Source organism: Streptomyces sp. cf386, assembly GCF_900103585.1.
Taxonomy (GTDB): domain Bacteria; phylum Actinomycetota; class Actinomycetes; order Streptomycetales; family Streptomycetaceae; genus Streptomyces.
The window spans coordinates 184,851-203,162 of record NZ_FNHV01000011.1 but is presented as its reverse complement, the minus strand read 5'-3'; the positions used below and the strand labels follow the sequence as shown (position 1 = coordinate 203,162).

Here is an 18,312-nt window from a genome sequence, read left to right as displayed (position 1 = left end):
ACCGCTGGTGCGGGTGGGCGTCCCGAGCCCCGTCGACCGATCCGGCTCTGTTGCACGATGAGGGGCCCGGCTTCTGCCGGGCCCCTCATTCATGCCTTCATGTCCTTCGCGGGATCAGCCGGTCAGCCACGTCCCCCGTTGCCGTTCCCATTGGATGTGCCCTGCCACCAGCCCTCCGGGATCGAGAAGGTCGGGGTCGGCACGGTGCCGCCGTCCTCGCCGCCGGTGTTGCCGCCGCCCACCAGGCCGCCGATGAGCTCGCCGTTGCCGCCGTTCTGGTTGCCGTTCCCGTTGCCGTCGTCCTCGTCGTCCTCGTCACCCCGGTCGCGCTCCGGCTTCGGGATGTCGACCAGGTTGAACCTCTCGACGGTCTTGCCCGCGAGGGCGCCGGTCATGGCGTCCTTCCAGATCGGGCCGGGGACCTCACCACCGAAGACCAGCGGGTGGTACCGGCCGCCGATGGTGATGTTGCGCATCTTGACCTCCTGGGTGGCGCTGCCGACCCAGACGGCGCCGGAGAGGTTCGGCGTGTAGCCGACGAACCATGCGTTGCGGCGTTCGTCCGTCGTACCGGTCTTACCGGCGCTCTGGCGATCGGTGAGACCGGCCTTCTCACCCGTACCGGAGTCGACCACACCGGCCAGCAGCGTGTTGACGGTGTCCGCGGTCTTCTCGGACATCGCCCGCGAGCACGTCGACTTCGGCACCTCCAGCGACTTCTGCTCGCCGCCCGCCTTCTGCGTGATCGACTCGATGGCGATCGGCGAGCAGTACATACCGCGGGCCGCGAAGGCGGCGTACGCGCTCGCCATCGTGAGCGGCGAGATACCGGTCGAGCCGAGCGTCATCGACGACGGCACCTCGGGGATGTTCTTGCCGTTGCCCTGGCGCACATGCAGCTTGTCGGTCATGTTGACGACCGGGCACATGCCGATGTCCTCGATCATCTGCACGAAGTAGGTGTTGACCGACTTGGCCATGGCGTCCTCGAGCCGGTAGGGGCCGACCTCGGACTCGTTCTCGTTCTCCAGCTTGTAGTTGCCGTCGTTGACCCAGGCCTTCTCACACCCGCGCACCGTCTGCGGATACGGCATCTGGTACGGAGCGGAGTACTCCTGCGTCGGCGGTCGCCCCTCCTCCAGCGCGGCCGCCGCCACGAACGGCTTGAACGTCGAACCGGTCGGGAAGCCGAAGTTGGAGCCGCCGTACGCCGCGTCGACCGAGTAGTTGAGCTCGGTCTCGTTCTTGCCGGAGCCGTACGGCTTCGACTGGCCCATGCCGAGGATCTTGCCGGTGCCGGGCTCGACCAGGGTGGTCGCGGCCTCGACCTTGTCCTTCTGGTAGACGTGCTCCTTGAGCGAGTCCTGGACCGAGTCCTGGGCCTGCGGGTCGAGGGTCGTCGTGATCGTCAGTCCGCCCTGGTTCCAGACCTTGGCGCGGGCCTCGCGGTCCTTGCCGAAGACCGGGTCGCCGAGGATGACCTTCTCGACGTACTTGCAGAAGAAACTGGCGCCCTTGACGGCGGTGATGCAGCCGTTCTTGGGCTTGCTGACCTTCAGGCCCAGCGGTGTCTCCTTGGCCTTGTCGGCCTCCGCCTGGGAGATGTCGCCGACGTCGGCCATGCGCTGCAGGACGATGTTGCGCCGCTTGGTGGCCTCGGCCTCGTCATTGATCGGGTCGTACCGGCTGGGCGACTGGACGATGCCGGCGAGCAGGGCCGCCTCCTGGACCTTGAGGTCCTTGGCGGACTTGGAGAAGTAGCGCTCGGCGGCGGCCTCGACGCCGTATGCCTGCTGGCCGAAGAACGTGATGTTCAGGTAGTTCTCGAGGATCTTCTTCTTGCCGAGCTCCTCCTCGACCTGGATCGCGTACTTCAGCTCCTTGATCTTGCGGCCGATGGTCTGCTGGGTGGCCTGTGCGACCTTCGTCGGGTCGTCGCCGGCCTCCTCGACGAAGACGTTCTTCACGTACTGCTGCGTGAGCGTGGACGCGCCCTCGCTGACGCCGCCGCTCTGGGCGTTGCGGTTGAGGGCGCGCAGGACGCCCTTCAGGTCGACCGCGCCGTGCTGGTAGAAGCGGGAGTCCTCGATCGCGACGATCGCCTTCTGCATGTACGGCGAGATGTCCTTGAGGTCGACCACCGTGCGGTCGCGCGAGTAGACCGTGGCGATCTGACCGCCCTTGGCGTCCAGAATCGTGGTGCGCTGGCTCAGCGGTGGGGTCTTGAGGTTGGCCGGGAGCTCGTCGAAGCTCTCGACGGAACCCTTGGCCGCAAGGCCCAGTGCGCCGACGGCAGGCAGCGCGATACCCGCCAGCACGGCTCCCGCGAGCACACTGACACCGAGGAACTTGGCGGCCTGTTGCGTTGGCGACAGACCACCGCCCGAGCGCTTCTTTGGCATGAGCGAAGCCTAAACCGTAGACATGAGCGAACCGAGGGCCCACCGGTGCGTGCGCATGGACCGGCGAGTGATGTCGGCCATGGCACGGCAAAGTCAGCCATCTGCCCGCGAGCGGAGCTCGCATGATGGATGCAGCCCATTCGCCGGACAGGCGCACAGGCCTTGGCCTAAGCTGCTCTCAACTGTCACAGCAGTGCGGCCACGTATCAATACGTCCGGCGACCCCGAATCGTTCCGGAGGTACCCCAACTTTTTTGGTGGGCGCGTGTCCGAATCCGCCTTGTGTGTCATCCGGCGTCCGTTGTGACTCAACGGAACTGTCCCGGTTTGCCGGGAAAGTCACGCATGTCGCCAGCTCACTCCCCCGGGTGATCTGCCGCTTACGCATAGTCCGTTCGGGCCATTCAAGATTGGGCCCGAAGGGGGTGTTGCGCTGTGCCCACCTTCCGTAACGTCCTCAACTGGCGGCGGTGAATATGCCGCTGCCGCCGTGGGGGAGCCTCGATTCGGGAGAGGACGGCGCCGGTATGGGCTGGGTAGTCGACTGGAGTGCGCAGGCGGCCTGCCGCACTACCGATCCGGATGAACTGTTCGTTCAGGGAGCAGCGCAGAACAGGGCCAAGGCGGTGTGCACCGGATGCCCGGTGCGCACGGAGTGCCTGGCCGACGCGCTCGACAATCGCGTCGAGTTCGGTGTGTGGGGAGGCATGACGGAGCGGGAGCGCCGCGCACTGCTGCGCAGGCGGCCGACCGTCACCTCGTGGCGCCGGCTGCTGGAGACCGCGCGTACGGAGTACGAGCGGGGGGTGGGCATCCTGCCGCTCGACGACGACCAGGTGTACGAGGACTTCGCGGCGGTGAGCTGAGGGGGCCCGTCCTCCTCAGGCGTCGACCGCGGGGTCAGGCAGCTCCGGCCGATGGGCCGCGAGCCGGTTTCCGATGTCCCGCAGTCCCGCGAGGTCATGCACATCGCCGGGCAGCGCGGCCACTTCGGCCACCGCCACCTCGGGGTGGAGTGCGGTGAAGCGATCACGCGTGCGCTGCTCGCGGGAGAGCAGCTGCATACGCTCGGAGTGCAGCCTCAACAGGCTTGCGGTGAGCTGGTCGACGGACCGCTCCACATGAGGGGCGACGGACTGTGGTTCGTCCGTGGTCGCGGTTCGCTCCATGTCCGTGGCGGCGGGGGAGCCTTCGTCAGGAGTGGGAGCTTCGGAAGCGGCCGATTCTGAACTGTCGTACGTGTCGGGGGAGTTACGAAGTCCAGCTTTCCCGCCCTCCTGATCCACAATGCGGGGCTCTTCAAGATTTTCCGCGGCGGCGAGCGCGCGCTCGGCCGACAGCCGGTCGGCGCCGCTGCCGTGGACCCGGTTGAGCACCAGACCCGCGAGCGGCATGTCCTCCGCGGCCAGCCGCTCCACGAAGTACGCGGCCTCCCGCAGCGCGTCCCGCTCCGGCGCCGCCACCACCAGGAACGCCGTACCGGGCGCCTGGAGCAGCTTGTACGTGGCGTCCGCGCGCGTGCGGAACCCGCCGAACATCGAGTCCATCGCGGCCACGAACGTCTGCACGTCCTTCAGCAGTTGCCCGCCGAGCAGCTTGCCGAGCGCTCCGGTCATCATCGACATGCCGACGTTCAGGAACTTCATCCCCGCGCGCCCGCCGACCTTCGCCGGGGCCAGCAGCACCCGGATCAACTTGCCGTCCAGGAACGAGCCGAGCCGCTTGGGGGCGTCCAGGAAGTCCAGCGCGGAGCGGGACGGCGGGGTGTCCACGACGATGAGATCCCACTCGTCCCTGGCCCGCAGCTGCCCCAGCTTCTCCATCGCCATGTACTCCTGCGTGCCCGCGAAGCCCGCCGAGAGCGACTGGTAGAAGGGGTTGCCCAGGATCGCGGCCGCCCGCTCGGGGTCCGCGTGCGCCTCGACGATCTCGTCGAAGGTGCGCTTCATGTCGAGCATCATCGCGTGCAGCTCGCCGGTGCCCTCGACGCCCTTCACCCGGCGTGGGGTGTTGTCGAGGGAGTCGATGCCCATGGACTGGGCGAGCCGGCGGGCCGGGTCGATGGTGAGCACGACGACCTTCCGCCCCCGCTCGGCGGCCCGCAGCCCCAGCGCGGCCGCGCTGGTGGTCTTGCCGACGCCGCCCGAGCCGCAGCACACCACGATGCGGGTCTTCGGATCGTCGAGCAGCGGGTCGAGGTCGAGCACGCGCGCGGGGGAGAGGCGCGGGGGGTGGCGTGCGGCGTCGTGCGCGTGGGCGGCTTCCGGACGGCTCATGACATCCCCTGCTTCCGACGTACCGCGTACTGCTCCCGAACTGTGAACGGACTCATGACAGGCCCTGTTCCCGCAGCTCGCCCGCGAGTTCGTACAGGCCCGCCAGATCCATGCCCTCGGCCAGCAGCGGCAGTTCGTGCACCGGCAGCTCCAGTCCGTCGAGGACCCCCCGCTGCTCGTGCTCCAGCGCGTGCCGCTCGGCGTACTCGTCGGCCTGCGCCAGCAGCGGGTCCACCAGCCGCTCGGCGTTCCCGCCGCGCCGCGCCCCGCCCAGCCCGGCCGAGGACAGCGCCTTGGCGACGGCGGCGCGCGGAACCGTTCGTACGAGTTCCAGGTCGGTCGCGTCCAACACCTCGTGCCGCACCATGTTCACGATGATCCGTCCCACCGGCAGCCGTGCCGCGTGCAGCTCGGCGATCCCGTCCACGGTCTCCTGGACGGGCATCTCCTCCAGCAGCGTCACCAGATGTACGGCCGTCTCCGCCGACTTCAGCACTCGCATCACGGCCTGCGCCTGATTGTGTATCGGCCCGATCCTGGCCAGCCCCGCCACCTCGTCGTTGACGTTCAGGAAGCGGGTGATGCGGCCCGTGGGCGGCGCGTCCATCACGACGTAGTCGTAGGCGAACCGCCCGCTCTTCTCCTTGCGGCGCACGGCTTCACACGCCTTGCCGGTCAGCAGGACGTCCCTCAGCCCCGGCGCGACGGTGGTGGCGAAGTCGATGGCGCCGAGCTTCTTCAGCGCCCGGCCGGCGCCGCCCATCTTGTAGAACATCTGGAGATAGTCCAGAAGGGCCAGTTCGGGGTCGATGGCGAGGGCATACACCTCCCCGCCACCTGGAGCGACGGCGATCTTCCGCTCCTCATAGGGCAGCGCCTCTGTCTCGAAGAGCTGCGCGATGCCCTGCCTGCCCTCGACCTCGACGAGAAGCGTCCGCTTCCCCTCGGTGGCGAGGGCGAGCGCGAGCGCGGCGGCGACCGTGGTCTTTCCGGTCCCGCCCTTGCCGCTGACGACCTGGAGCCTGCTCACGCCTTCGAGCCTAACCAGTCGGCCCACCGACTACGCGACAGCCTGTGGACAACGTGACCGCGGTCGGCCGCACGACCCCTGCCGGGCAGCGGATAAAGTCGGCCACATGACCAAGTGGGAATACGCAACCGTGCCGCTGCTCGTCCACGCCACGAAGCAGATTCTGGACACCTGGGGCGAGGACGGCTGGGAGCTCGTCCAGGTCGTGCCCGGGCCGAACAACCCCGAGCAGCTCGTCGCCTACCTGAAGCGGGAGAGGCAGGCATGAGCGCGGTCGAGGCGAAACTCGCCGAGCTGGGCCTGACGCTCCCGGAGGTCGTGCCCCCGCTCGCCGCGTACCAGCCGGCGGTCCAGTCGGGCGTGTACGTCTACACCGCCGGCCAGCTCCCCATGGTGGAGGGCAAGCTCCCGGTCACCGGCAAGGTGGGCGCGGAGGTCACCCCCGAGGAGGCCAAGGAACTCGCCCGCACCTGCGCCCTGAACGCCCTCGCGGCCGTCAAGTCGGTGGCGGGCGACCTGGACCGCATCGCGCGCGTGGTGAAGGTCGTCGGCTTCGTGGCCTCGGCCTCGGACTTCACCGGCCAGCCCGCCGTCCTCAACGGCGCGAGCGAACTCCTGGGCCAGGTCCTCGGCGACAAGGGCGTCCACGCGCGCAGCGCGGTGGGCGTGGCCGTGCTTCCGCTGGACGCGCCGGTGGAGGTCGAGGTCCAGGTGGAGCTGACGGGGGCGTAGGCCCTTGGGCAGGCTCTTTGGTGGTGGGGGCGGCGTGTTCCAGCCGTGAAATGAGCCGCCCCCCAGCCTCCCGGCAGGGCACAGTGGCCCCATGGCCGGAACCGCTCTCCGCAGGGGGCTCGACGCACAGGGGTGCATCGCGCGCGAGGGCTCCCTCGCGCGCATCCCCCACGCCTTCCGACCGGTCGTCGCCACCGCGCGCGACCGCCTCCTGGACGTGTTCGGGGCGCGGATGCACAGCGCCTACCTCTATGGGGCGATTCCGCGCGGCACCGCGCGCGTGGGGCGCAGCGACCTGGATCTGCTGGTCGCCCTGCGCGCGGAACCGACCGATGCGGACCGGACGGACGCGCGCACGCTCGACGAGGCGCTGGACAAGGAGTTCGCGCAGATCGACGGGTCCGGGACGCTGCTGGACAGCCGCGGGCGGCTGCTGAGCGATCTGGAGACGTACGACCTCGGATGGTTCGTCGCCTGCCTCTGTACGCCCCTGCTGGGGGAGGACCTCGCGGAATACCTGCCGCGCTATCGCCCCGACACGCTGCTCGCGCGCGAGACCAACGGCGATCTCGGCCTTCTGCTGCCTCGGTGGCGTGAGCGGATCGCGGGCGCCGGCGACAGCGAGGACGCGCGGCGGACGCTCGTGCGGTTCATGTCGCGGCGTCTCGTGCGGACCGGGTTCACGCTGGTCATGCCCCGCTGGGGTGGGTGGACCAGCGATCTGGGGGAGATGGCGGAAGCCTTCGCGTCGTACTACCCCGCGCGGGCCGAGCAGATGCGGGTGGCGGCCGTGCTCGGGTACGAGCCGACGAGCGACGCGGGCATCCTCCGGTCGTACGTCGAGGACCTCGGGCCGTGGCTCGCGGACGAGTACGCGCGCGTGCACGGGGTCAAAGCGCCGCGGCTCCAGAAGGCCTGAGGCACGGGCTAGATGAGGCCGTGCTCCTCCAGGTACTCCAGTTGCGCCCGCACCGACAGCTCGGCCGCCGGCCACAGGGAGCGGTCCACGTCCGCGTACACATGGGCGACGACCTCGGCCGGAGTGCCGTAGCCGTCCTCGACCGCCGTCTCGACCTGGGCGAGGCGGTGGGCGCGGTGGGCGAGGTAGAACTCGACGGCGCCCTGGGCGTCCTCCAGGACGGGGCCGTGGCCCGGGAGGACGGTGTGCACGCCGTCGTCGACCGTGAGGGACCTGAGCCGCCGCAGGGAGTCCAGGTAGTCGCCGAGACGGCCGTCGGGGTGCGCCACGACCGTCGTACCGCGGCCCAGGATCGTGTCGCCGGTCAGGACGGCGCGGTCGGCCGGGAGATGGAAGCAGAGGGAGTCGGCGGTGTGCCCGGGCGTCGGTACGACGCGCAGCTCCAGGCCGCCGACGGTGACCACGTCCCCGGCGCCGAGCCCCTCGTCGCCGAGCCGCAGCGCCGGATCGAGGGCACGCACGTGCGTGCCGGTCAGCTCGGCGAAGCGTGCGGCGCCCTCGGCGTGGTCCGGGTGGCCGTGCGTGAGGAGGGTCAGGGCGATGCGCTTGCCGGACTTCTCGGCGGTGTCGACGACATGGCGCAGGTGACCTTCGTCCAGCGGGCCCGGGTCGACGACGACGGCCAGGTCGGAGTCCGGCTCGGCGAGGATCCAGGTGTTGGTGCCGTCCAGCGTCATCGCGGACGGGTTGGGCGCGAGGACGTTGACGGCACGCGGGGTGGCCGGGCCGGAGAGGATTCCGCCTCGCGGCTGGCCGGGCAGGGCTGCTGCGTCCGTCATACGAGGAGGCCTTCCAGGGCTGCGGGCACGGTCATGCGGGGGCTCCGCCGGTCGGGATGTGCTTGGTGAACTCGTCGTGGCCGGGCCAGGAGAGCACGATCTCGCCCTCGTCGAGCCGGGCCTGCGCGAGGACGGCGGTGAGGTCGCGGTCGGGGGCGGCGGCGAGGGCCTCGGCGGCGCTGCCGTACCCGGTCAGCTGGCGCAGGGTCGCGATCGTGGGCGGCATCATCAGCAACTCGCCCTTGTCGTACGCGGCGGCCGCGTCCGAGGGCCGGATCCACACCGTACGGTCCGCCTCGGTGGAGGCGTTGCGGGTGCGCTGGCCCTCCGGGAGGGCGGCGACGAAGAACCAGGTGTCGTAACGGCGGGGTTCGAACTCCGGGGTGATCCAGCGGGTCCAGGCGCCCAGCAGGTCCGAACGCAGGGCCAGACCCCGACGGTCCAGGAACTCGGCGAACGACATGTCCCGGGCGACCAGGGCCGCGCGGTCCGCCTCCCAGTCCTCACCGGTGGTGTCACCGACGACGGAATCGTCGGTCGGCCCGGCGAGCAGGACGCCCGCCTCCTCGTACGTCTCCCGCACGGCCGCGCAGACGATCGCCTGTGCCGTGGCCTCGTCGACGCCGAGCCGCCCGGCCCACCACGCGCGCGTGGGGCCCGCCCAGCGCACCGGATGTTCGTCGCGCGGATCGACGCCGCCGCCGGGATAGGCGTACGCCCCACCGGCGAAGGCCATGGAGGCGCGGCGGCGCAGCATGTGCACGGCAGGTCCGGCGCCGGTGTCCCTGAGCAGCATGACGGTGGCCGCCCGCTTGGCGGCGGCTGGGGTCAGGTTTCCTTCCGCGAGTGCACGGATACGGTCCGGCCACTCAGGTGGGTACCACTGCCCGTTTGCCATGGGCGGAGGCTATCTCGTGGTGCGCGGATGTTCGAGGGGTGGCCTGCCCGGGTGGCCAACGGCGACGGGGCCCCGCCTCGCAGTGAGACGGGACCCCGGCGTCGTACGACTTGGCGCGTCTACCGCGACCGCTTGGCCAGTCGCTCCACGTCCAGCAGGATCACCGCACGGGCCTCCAGACGGAGCCAGCCGCGCTGGGCGAAGTCCGCGAGCGCCTTGTTGACCGTCTCACGCGACGCGCCGACGAGCTGCGCGAGCTCCTCCTGCGTCAGGTCGTGCACGACGTGGATGCCCTCTTCGGACTGCACGCCGAACCGGCGGGAGAGGTCGAGGAGCGCACGGGCCACGCGGCCCGGGACGTCCGAGAAGACCAGGTCGGACATCGCGTCGTTGGTGCGGCGCAGTCGGCGGGCGACCGCGCGCAGCAGCGCGGTGGCCACCTCGGGGCGGGCGTTCAGCCAGGGCTGGAGGTCGCCGTGGCCCAGGCCCAGCAGCTTGACCTCGGTCAGCGCGGTGGCGGTCGCCGTGCGCGGGCCCGGGTCGAAGAGGGACAGCTCGCCGATGAGCTCGCCGGGGCCGACGACGGCGAGCATGTTCTCGCGGCCGTCGGGGGACGTGCGGTGGAGCTTTACTTTGCCCTCGGTGACGACGTAGAGCCGGTCGCCCGGGTCGCCCTCGTGGAACAGGGAGTCGCCACGTGCGAGGGTCACCTCACTCATGGAGGCGCGCAGTTCCGCGGACTGCTCGTCGTCGAGAGCCGCGAAGAGCGGATTGCGCCGCAGAGGGTCGTCCACGAGTTCTCTCCTTGTCGACCTGCTCAGGGGATCTTGCTCCCCCTTGGTACCAGGGGACCGTGCTCCCCATTTTGCCGGACGGTCCAAACAGTGTGATCTGTCACAAGGATGCCGCACAGGTGTCCCGAGGTAAGCGGCAGGGGTCCAATTGGGGGCCGATCTTCGAGGTCCGGGGCGGATGTCAGTGCCGGGCTTTAGGCTGGCCGGGTGTCCAAATCGCCGGTGAGAGCACAGGCCAAGGGGGCTGGGCGGGTGGTTGTACGTCGCGATTCCGCTGTGGGCGAACAGGACCCTGGTGGCGGAAGGAAAACCATAAAAGCGGTGAAAAGGGCGCCGCGTGGGGCGGCTGTGGGTGACGGGAATGCAGCGGTGAAGACGTCGGCGGCCGGGAAGAAGGCCGCGCCTGCGAGGAAGGCTGCGCCCGCAGAACAGGCCGTGCCGGCGAACAAGGCGGCGGTGAAGAGGTCTGCGGCGGTGAAGAAGACGGCGAGTACGAGCAAGACAGTGAGTGCGAAGAAGACGGCGAGCACGAAGGCGACGGCGAGTACGAAGAAGGCGGCGACCGAGAAGAAGACGGCGACCGAACAGAAGACGGTGACCGAGAAGAAGGCCGCTGCCCAGAAACCCGCCGTCGCCCCCAAGAAGGCCACCGCCGAGTCCCGCACCGCCCTCGTCCGCCGGGCCCGCCGTATCAACCGCGAGCTCGCCGAGGTCTACCCGTACGCCCACCCCGAGCTGGACTTCGACAACCCCTTCCAGCTCGTCGTCGCCACAGTGCTGTCCGCCCAGACCACCGACCTGCGCGTCAACCAGACGACCCCCGCGCTCTTCGCCAAGTACCCCACCCCCGAGGACCTGGCCGCCGCCAACCCGGAGGAGGTCGAGGAGATCCTCCGTCCGTGCGGTTTCTTCCGGGCCAAGACCAAGTCGGTGATGGGCCTGTCCAAGTCGCTGGTGGAGAACCACGGGGGCGAGGTCCCGGGCCGGCTGGAGGACCTGGTCAAGCTGCCCGGCGTCGGCCGCAAGACGGCCTTCGTCGTGCTCGGCAACGCCTTCGGCCGCCCCGGCATCACCGTGGACACGCACTTCCAGCGGCTGGTGCGGCGCTGGCAGTGGACCGAGCAGACGGACCCCGACAAGATCGAGGCCGAGATCGGCGAGCTGTTCCCCAAGAGCGACTGGACGGACCTCTCGCACCACGTGATCTGGCACGGCCGCCGTATCTGCCACGCCCGCAAGCCCGCGTGCGGCGCCTGCCCCATTGCGCCGCTCTGCCCGGCGTACGGCGAGGGCGAGACGGACCCGGAGAAGGCGAAGAAGCTCCTCAAGTACGAGAAGGGCGGCTTCCCCGGCCAGCGCCTCAGGCCCCCGCAGTCCTACTTGGACGCGGGCGGCAAGCCGGCCCCGCCCCTGGGGGCCGGATGACGGTGGGAACCGGGCAGAGCCGGGCGCTGTCGGGCCCTCCTGCCGTCCGGCCGGAACGATCTCGGTGCCCTCGGGCGTTGGACTCGACAGGACGACGGGGGTGGCGATGACGCGCGTGAGCGATACGCAGGACGGACCGGTGGTGATCAGCAAGGAGGGGCTGCCAGGCTGGCTGGATCCGGTGGTGCGGGTGGTGGAGACCGTCGAGCCGCTGGAGCTGAGCCGATTCCTGCCGCCGGAGAACGGCGCGGGGCGCCAGTCCGCCGTACTGATCCTCTTCGGCGAGGGGGAGCGCGGGCCCGAGCTGTTGCTCATGGAGCGGGCCAGCTCCCTGCGCTCGCACGCCGGACAGCCCTCTTTCCCCGGTGGCGCCCTCGACCCCGAGGACGGCGACCCACAGGCCGACGGGCCGTTGCGGGCTGCTCTCCGCGAGGCCGAGGAGGAGACCGGGCTCGATCCGAGCGGTGTCCAGCTCTTCGGGGTGCTGCCCAAGCTGTACATCCCGGTCAGCGGCTTCGTGGTCACGTCGGTGCTGGGCTGGTGGCGCGAGCCGAGCCCGGTCGACGTCGTCGATCCGAATGAGACGGCCCGCGTCTTCACCGTCCCCGTGGCGGATCTCACGAACCCGGACAACCGCGCCACCACCGTCCACCCCAGCGGCCACCGAGGTCCGGCATTTCTGGTCGAATCGGCCCTGGTCTGGGGCTTCACGGCCGGGATCATCGACCGCCTGCTGCATTTCTCGGGCTGGGAGCAGCCCTGGGACCGGGGCAAGCAGGTCCCGCTCGACTGGCGGTCATGACAGGGTGTCTGCCGTGCTGTGTCATCCCGGGGGCCGTTGTGTCCGAATTCCGCTGTGTGGCGGGTTTCTGCTGCGTGGCGGGTTTCCGCTGTGTGGCGGGCCGGGCCCGCGGCCGACCCGTGGTGAGCGAAAAGTGATGAGGCGAGGCTAGAACCGGTGAACGTGCTGGACATCCTGTTGCTGGTCGCCGCCGTGTGGTTCGCGATCGTCGGCTATCGCCAGGGCTTCGTCGTCGGCATCCTGTCGGTGATCGGCTTCCTCGGCGGCGGTCTCGTGGCCGTGTATCTGCTCCCGGTCATCTGGGACGCGCTGACCGACAACGCCGAGGTGAGCACGACCGCCGCCGTCGTCGCGGTCGTCGTTGTGATCGTCTGCGCCTCCGTCGGCCAGGCCCTGACCACCCACCTCGGCAACAAGCTGCGCCGGTACATCACCTGGTCGCCGGCCCGCGCCCTGGACGCGACCGGCGGCGCCCTCGTCAACGTCGTCGCGATGCTGCTCGTCGCCTGGTTGATCGGTTCCGCGCTCGCCGGGACGACGCTGCCGACGCTCGGCAAGGAGGTCCGTAATTCCAAGGTGCTCCTCGGGGTGTCACGGGCGCTGCCCGACCAGGCGGACACCTGGTTCGCGGACTTCTCCTCGGTCCTCGCGCAGAACGGCTTCCCACAGGTCTTCAGCCCGTTCTCGAACGAGCCGATCAACGACGTCCGGCCGCCCGATCCGGCCCTGGCCAACAGCCCGGTGGCCACCCGCGCGCAGCGTTCCATCGTCAAGGTCATGGGCACGGCGACGAGTTGCGGCAAGGTCCTGGAGGGCACCGGCTTCGTCTTCGCCGACCGCCGCGTCATGACCAACGCACATGTGGTCGGCGGTGTCGACGAACCCACCGTCCAGATAGGCGGCGAGGGCAGGAAGTACGACGCGACGGTCGTCCTCTACGACTGGGAGCGCGACATCGCCGTACTCGACGTGCCGGACATGAAGGCGCCCGTGCTGCGGTTCTCCACCACCGACGCCCAGAGCGGCGACAGCGCGATCATCGCGGGCTTCCCGGAGAACGGGGCGTACGACGTGCGTGCCGCCCGCGTGCGTGGCCGCCTCCCGGCCAACGGCCCGGACATCTACCACCGCGGCACCGTGCGCCGTGACGTCTACTCGCTGTACGCGACCGTCCGCCAGGGCAACTCCGGCGGCCCGCTGCTCACGCCCGAAGGCAAGGTGTACGGCGTGGTCTTCGCCAAGTCGCTCGACGACGCCAACACCGGCTACGCCCTCACCGCGGACGAGATCCAGGAGGACATCGTCAAGGGCCGTACCGCCAACCAGCAGGTGGACAGCGACAGCTGCGCGCTGTAGGCCGAGTGCCGAAGGGCTGTTGAGCCCGAGTGCCGAAGGGGCTGTCGGGCCCCGCGAGCCGAAGGGCGTGAGCCCTGGTCGCGGGGCGGGTGAGCCCGGTCGTGGAAAGGCGGCAGGTCAGCCGCGCGGGTGGCGCAGGCGCACCGAGACCCAGCGGGCCCGGCGGCGCAGAATGCGCGGAATGCCCACCCGTAGGTCTGAGCCCGGCATCTGCGGGGCGCTGCCTCGCTGGTGGGAGCTCAGCCCTCCGGCCGAGCGGCGATTGCGTGCTGCGTCACTGTAGTCGTGCGTCCAGCCCATACCCCGACGTCTGCCCCTGCCCCAAGGTCGATAACCGCCTCCAGGGCGCCCAATTGGCCTATGCGCCAGGCAATTGGCTGTTCGTAGGACAGGTGTTCAGTTCCGGATACCGGGCGCATCGGCGCGGTCACCGATCGGGTTCCGGGTCTTTCAGCCAGTTGATCAGTTCGGCCGAGAACGCGACCGGGTCCTCCTCATGAGGGAAGTGCCCCAGCCCGTCGAACAGCCGCCAGCGATACGGCGCTTCGACGTACTCGCCTGAGCCGGCCGCGCTGCGCGTGCGCATCACGGGGTCGAGGGAGCCGTGCAGATGCAGCGTCGGCACACGGACCGGCCGCTTCATACGGCGGTTGAACTGGATGCCGTCGGGGCGGGCCAGCGAGCGCACCATCCAGCGGTACGGCTCGATGGAGCAGTGCGCCGTCGACGGGATGCAGATCGCGCGACGGTACGTGTCCACCGCGTCGTCGTCCGGCAGGCGCGGACCCGACCAGTCCCGGATCAGCCGGGCGACCAGCGCCCCGTCGTCGGCGGTCAGTTGTCGCTCGGGGATCCAGGGCCGCTGGAACCCCCAGATGTAGGAACTCGCACTCGTCTGCTTGACGTCCGAGAGCATCGCCGAGCGCCAGCGCCGCGGATGCGGCATGGACGCGACCGCGAGCCGCCGGACGAGCTTGGGGCGCATCACGGCCGCCGTCCACGCCAGATAGCCGCCCAGGTCGTGGCCGACCAGCGCGGCGTCGGGCTCGCCGAGGGAGCGGATCACGCCGGTGATGTCGAGGGCGAGGTTGGCCGGGTCGTAACCACGCGGCGTACGGTCGCTGCCGCCGACCCCCCTGAGGTCCATCGCCACCGCCCTGAAGCCCGCGTCGGAGAGGGCGACGAGCTGGTGCCGCCAGGTCCACCAGAACTGCGGGAAGCCGTGCAGCAGCAGGACCAGCGGGCCGTCGCCCATCTCCGCGATGTGGAAGCGCGCACCGTTGGCGGCCACGTCCCGGTGGGTCACCTCTTTCCCGCCGGGGACGTCCAGTCGTACGACCGAGGCGGGTTGGGCCGAAGGGGTGGCGGGATCCGTCATGACGACGAGCGTGCCACAGCCTCGATGGCCGCGGGCGCCCGGTCCTCCAGCTCCGGCGCCGGACGCGGATGGGGCTTGGCCTTCTGCAGGACGCCCGCCGTCTCCTTCATCGAGGCGGCGACCTTCTGCGGACCCTTGCTCTTCTTGGCCTTCTTCGCGAAGAGGACGCCGATCAGCGCGAGCACGAGGGCGACGATGACGTTCGCCGCGAAGGACAACAGGAAGCAGATCGCGAGGTTCCAGTCGCTCCAGGTCCGAATGCCGTACGCGAGGGCGAAGTTCAGCATCGGCAGGGAGAACACCAGCACCGCTCCGGCCGCCGTGAACGCGCCGCCGCTCGTCGCGCCGCGCTTGACGTCCTGCTTGAGCTGCGCCTTCGCCAGGGCGATCTCGTCGTGCACCAGCGCCGACATTTCGGTCGTCGCCGAGGCGAACAGCTGGCCGATGCTGCGTTCGGCGCCGACCGGGCTGCCGTCGGGTGCGCTCATCGCGGTCTCCCTCGTAGTTACGGTTCCGTCTTCTGCCTGACTGCGTACGGTTCCGTCTTTTGTACCGTCCCGTCAGATCATGCCCGACGCTGCTCCTCGTCGCCTGCCCCGCCCGCCACTTCGGCAAGCGCGTTGCGTGCGGCGGCCTTCTCCAGGGCGATACGGCGGTGCTCGACGGCCTTGCGCTCGTAGATGGCGGCCAGCCGCAGGTGGTACTCCGGCTCGTCCTCCTCATAGATGTCCGGAATGCCGTCCGCGTCCTCGTCGCGCTCCTCGTCCTCGACCATCCGGCGGTACTTGGCGTTCCGTATCTTCAGCAGCACCGTCGCCAGGGTCGCCGCGGTGAGGGACCCGAGCAGTACGGCGGCCTTGATCTCGTCGGTCAGTGCGGCGTCGCCCGCGAAGGCGAGGTCACCGATGAGCAGCGAGACGGTGAAGCCGATCCCGGCGAGGGTGGCCACCGCGAACACGTCGGCCCACGCCAGGTCGTCGCTGAGCGAGGCCCTGGTGAAACGGGCCGTCAGCCATGTCCCGCCGAAGATGCCGATCGTCTTGCCGACGACCAGCCCGAGGACGACGCCGAGTGTCTCCGGCTGGGTGAACACATCGCCGAGCGCGCTGCCGGAGATGGCCACACCGGCGCTGAACAGCGCGAACAGCGGGACTGCAAGCCCTGCCGACAGGGGACGTACGAGATGCTCGATGTGCTCACCGGGGGAGTGCGGCTCGCCCTCGTGCCGTGTGCAGCGCAGCATCAGGCCCATCGCCACGCCCGCGATGGTGGCGTGGACGCCGCTGTTGTACATCAGCCCCCAGATGACGAGGGCGAGCGGGATGTACACGTACCACCCGCGTACGCCCTTCCTCAGCAGCAGCCAGAAGACGCCCAGTCCGACGACGGCACCCGCGAGCGCGGCGAAGTTGATCCGGTCGGTGAAGAAGATCGCGATGATCATGATCGCGAAGAGGTCGTCGACGACGGCGAGGGTGAGCAGGAAGGCGCGCAGCGCGCTCGGCAGGGAGGTGCCGATGACGGCGAGCACGGCCAGCGCGAAGGCGATGTCCGTCGCGGTCGGGACCGCCCAGCCCTCCGTCGAGCCGCCCCCGGTGACAACGGTCAGCGTGTAGACGAGCGCGGGCACCGCCATCCCGCACAGCGCGGCGACGACGGGCAGTACGGCCGCCTTGGGGTCCTTGAGATCGCCGGCCACCAGCTCACGCTTGAGCTCGATCCCGGCGACGAAGAAGAAGATCGCGAGTAGCCCGTCGGCCGCCCAGTGCTCGATGGACAGGCTCAGGCCGAGGGCTTCGGGGCCGAGGTGGAAATGGCGGACGGTCTCGTAACTGGCCTGCAATGCGGGCACGTTCGCCCAGGCCAGCGCCGTGACCGCGGCGATGAGCAGCAGTACGCCACCGACGGTCTCGGTGCGCAGCGCGTCCGCGACGAACGTCCGCTCGGGGAGCGACAGCCGCCCGAGGATCTTGCGGGCGGGGGCCGTGGTGTGGGGCGCGGGCACGGGGGAGACCTCCGGTCGGTGGGCAGGGCGGAGCGCATGCCGACCAGACTTCCCGGCGCACCTGAGGTTGACGTTGTTTTTATTAGCTTACCTAAGGTGCATTTGTTTAGTTTGCCTAAGGGGCGGCGGGAGGTGTCCGGTACGTCTCACGGTAGGCAGAAAAGGGTCGCCCGGCGCGCGATGGGCGGGTGGTACTTCCGTCGCCGTGGTGCAAGATCGCGGCCAGTTTGAACGGACACGAGGAAAACTGCCGAAAGCGGATCATTGTGGACACCAGATTCGTTGATCATAATCCGCATGTCAGGTTCGAGCCCTGCCTGCGGCATCGGGAAATGGCTTTGGAGACCATGAATGGGCAGCCGCGCTCCCCAACGCCTTGACCAAGGAAAGGAGCTGGCCAGGGTGCTGAGCAGTGGTGGCTACTTGCTGAGGACTGCTTTCGCAGGGGCCCTGCTCGTCGGCGGTTTCGCGGTCGTCTCGTGTGCCGGCGACAGCGACAAGGCTGGCGCGAACGCGAACGGCAAGGTCACGGTCGTCTACGAGGACAACACGATCAAGCCGAAGGACAAGCAGGCCGTAGCGGTGGTCCGGAAGTCCCGGGTGTTCGAGCAGGCCGCCGACTGGGTGAACAAGTCGGTCGCCCTCCCTCATGACCTGGACGTGAAAGTCACCGGCAAGGTCCCACCGGGCGTTACGGATGCGGTCACCCAGCCCGACGGCAGGACGATCTATGTGCCCCCGCCGTTCCTGACCCAGATCCAAGGGATCCTCAGCGACGTGGTCAAGACCGTCAAGCGTCCCGCCCTGTTCCCCGAGGCCGAGTTCAACGCCGACGACCTGACCGCGTTGTCGACCCAGTTCATCTTCGGCCACGAGATGGGCCATGCTCTGCAGCGCCAGCTTCTGCTTCCGAACCTGGGCCTCGAGGAGGACGCCGCAGACGGGTTCGCGTCGTTCTACACCGTCAACGAGGTTGGACCGGGGCCGTCGCTGGCGGCCGCAATCCTTTTCGACGAGCTCGCCCGCGACGAGGGCAAGCTGACGTTGGAGGGGCTCTCAAGCGATCACCCCGTCACCCAGCAACGGGTCTTCAACTTCCTTTGCTACCTCGAGGGGAGCGACCCGAAGAGGTTCTACGAGCCACTGGTCGGTGCGGGTTACCTGCCCAAAACCCGTGCTCCGTTGTGTCCGCAGGCATGGGCGATGCTGGACTACGGCTGGTGGACCCAACTCAGGCCACATTTCAGCGAGGCGTTCAAGGACCAGGGCGACAAGACGCAGGAGAACGCACGCGACCACCTGATCGCGGAGATGAAGGCCTTCGAGAAGGAGCTCGACAAGCTCCGCCGCGGGCAATGAGAAGGCGTACGAATTCCGTGCCTCGAACACCACGGCAACCCCACCCGGAGCCGCCGTGGTGCTTAGGAAGGAATGAGCTTCTCAGAGGGTTCGCGGA

Annotated in this window: 18 protein-coding genes; 8 read left to right on the top strand and 10 right to left on the bottom strand. The window is 69.5% G+C overall.

Annotated features, from left to right (window positions below; genetic code table 11):
• Positions 1–122 precede the first annotated feature (122 nt).
• Complete coding sequence (locus tag BLU79_RS27815; RefSeq protein ID WP_093908658.1) at positions 123–2,402, bottom strand: transglycosylase domain-containing protein; 2,280 nt, start codon at positions 2,400–2,402, stop codon at positions 123–125.
• Between the two features lie 527 nt (positions 2,403–2,929).
• On the opposite strand from BLU79_RS27815, the gene wblA reads away from it, so the two are divergent.
• Positions 2,930–3,268 carry a transcriptional regulator WblA gene (gene wblA, locus BLU79_RS27805; protein WP_177001200.1) on the top strand — a complete coding sequence of 113 codons (339 nt, stop codon included), beginning with the start codon at positions 2,930–2,932 and terminating at the stop codon, positions 3,266–3,268.
• A 15-nt stretch (positions 3,269–3,283) separates the two neighbouring features.
• On the opposite strand, the gene BLU79_RS27800 is transcribed toward wblA, so the two are convergent.
• Together BLU79_RS27800 and BLU79_RS27795 are read right to left on the bottom strand one after the other, a co-directional pair.
• Positions 3,284–4,678: an ATPase BagB gene (locus BLU79_RS27800; protein WP_093908656.1), complete on the bottom strand. Its 1,395-nt coding sequence runs from the start codon at positions 4,676–4,678 to the stop codon at positions 3,284–3,286.
• Between the two features lie 52 nt (positions 4,679–4,730).
• A complete protein-coding gene (locus tag BLU79_RS27795) occupies positions 4,731–5,708 on the bottom strand; it encodes an ATPase BagA (RefSeq protein WP_093908655.1) in 978 nt (325 codons plus the stop codon).
• Positions 5,709–5,814: 106 nt separating this feature from the next.
• Here BLU79_RS27795 and BLU79_RS27790 point away from each other — a divergent pair, with 106 nt between their 5' ends.
• The 3 genes from BLU79_RS27790 (at position 5,815) to BLU79_RS27780 (ending at position 7,359) form a co-directional block, all read left to right on the top strand.
• A complete protein-coding gene (locus BLU79_RS27790; RefSeq protein WP_010986011.1) occupies positions 5,815–5,976 on the top strand; it encodes a Sp36 family protein in 162 nt (53 codons plus the stop codon).
• Entirely contained in the window at positions 5,973–6,440 is a 468-nt protein-coding gene (locus BLU79_RS27785) for a RidA family protein (RefSeq protein ID WP_093908654.1), read from the top strand. The genes BLU79_RS27790 and BLU79_RS27785 overlap by 4 nt, the downstream gene beginning before the upstream one ends.
• A 91-nt stretch (positions 6,441–6,531) precedes the next feature.
• Positions 6,532–7,359 carry a nucleotidyltransferase gene (locus BLU79_RS27780; protein ID WP_093908653.1) on the top strand — a complete coding sequence of 276 codons (828 nt, stop codon included), beginning with the start codon at positions 6,532–6,534 and terminating at the stop codon, positions 7,357–7,359.
• Positions 7,360–7,367: 8 nt separating this feature from the next.
• On the opposite strand, the gene BLU79_RS27775 is transcribed toward BLU79_RS27780, so the two are convergent.
• From BLU79_RS27775 to BLU79_RS27765, 3 genes are all read right to left on the bottom strand, one after another.
• On the bottom strand, positions 7,368–8,198 hold the full coding sequence (locus BLU79_RS27775; protein WP_093908652.1) for an MBL fold metallo-hydrolase: 831 nt from the start codon (positions 8,196–8,198) through the stop codon (positions 7,368–7,370).
• Positions 8,199–8,229: 31 nt separating this feature from the next.
• Positions 8,230–9,096, bottom strand: a complete 867-nt coding sequence (locus BLU79_RS27770; RefSeq protein ID WP_093908651.1) for an NUDIX hydrolase — start codon at positions 9,094–9,096, stop codon at positions 8,230–8,232.
• A 119-nt stretch (positions 9,097–9,215) separates the two neighbouring features.
• The gene (locus tag BLU79_RS27765; protein WP_030046018.1) at positions 9,216–9,890 is read right to left on the bottom strand and encodes a Crp/Fnr family transcriptional regulator; all 675 of its coding nucleotides are present in this window, start codon (positions 9,888–9,890) and stop codon (positions 9,216–9,218) included.
• Positions 9,891–10,259: 369 nt separating this feature from the next.
• Between BLU79_RS27765 and nth the strand changes: the two genes are divergently transcribed.
• From nth to BLU79_RS27750, 3 genes are all read left to right on the top strand, one after another.
• Positions 10,260–11,315: an endonuclease III gene (gene nth / locus BLU79_RS27760; protein WP_093908650.1), complete on the top strand. Its 1,056-nt coding sequence runs from the start codon at positions 10,260–10,262 to the stop codon at positions 11,313–11,315.
• Between the two features lie 106 nt (positions 11,316–11,421).
• On the top strand, positions 11,422–12,117 hold the full coding sequence (locus BLU79_RS27755; protein ID WP_093908793.1) for an NUDIX hydrolase: 696 nt from the start codon (positions 11,422–11,424) through the stop codon (positions 12,115–12,117).
• Between the two features lie 156 nt (positions 12,118–12,273).
• Complete coding sequence (locus BLU79_RS27750; protein WP_093908649.1) at positions 12,274–13,473, top strand: MarP family serine protease; 1,200 nt, start codon at positions 12,274–12,276, stop codon at positions 13,471–13,473.
• Between the two features lie 117 nt (positions 13,474–13,590).
• On the opposite strand, the gene BLU79_RS49260 is transcribed toward BLU79_RS27750, so the two are convergent.
• The 4 genes from BLU79_RS49260 to nhaA form a co-directional block, all read right to left on the bottom strand.
• Positions 13,591–13,773 (bottom strand): hypothetical protein, encoded by a 183-nt coding sequence (locus BLU79_RS49260; protein WP_078662374.1) that lies wholly within the window; start codon positions 13,771–13,773, stop codon positions 13,591–13,593.
• 127 nt (positions 13,774–13,900) lie between these two features.
• A complete protein-coding gene (locus BLU79_RS27740) occupies positions 13,901–14,851 on the bottom strand; it encodes an alpha/beta fold hydrolase (RefSeq protein ID WP_093908648.1) in 951 nt (316 codons plus the stop codon).
• Entirely contained in the window at positions 14,848–15,339 is a 492-nt protein-coding gene (locus tag BLU79_RS27735) for a phage holin family protein (protein WP_093908647.1), read from the bottom strand. Before BLU79_RS27735 ends, BLU79_RS27740 begins: the two co-directional genes overlap by 4 nt.
• A 77-nt stretch (positions 15,340–15,416) precedes the next feature.
• A complete protein-coding gene (gene nhaA / locus BLU79_RS27730; RefSeq protein ID WP_093908646.1) occupies positions 15,417–16,856 on the bottom strand; it encodes a Na+/H+ antiporter NhaA in 1,440 nt (479 codons plus the stop codon).
• Between the two features lie 402 nt (positions 16,857–17,258).
• Here nhaA and BLU79_RS27725 point away from each other — a divergent pair, with 402 nt between their 5' ends.
• On the top strand, positions 17,259–18,215 hold the full coding sequence (locus BLU79_RS27725) for a DUF4344 domain-containing metallopeptidase (protein WP_256333496.1): 957 nt from the start codon (positions 17,259–17,261) through the stop codon (positions 18,213–18,215).
• Positions 18,216–18,312 lie beyond the last annotated feature (97 nt).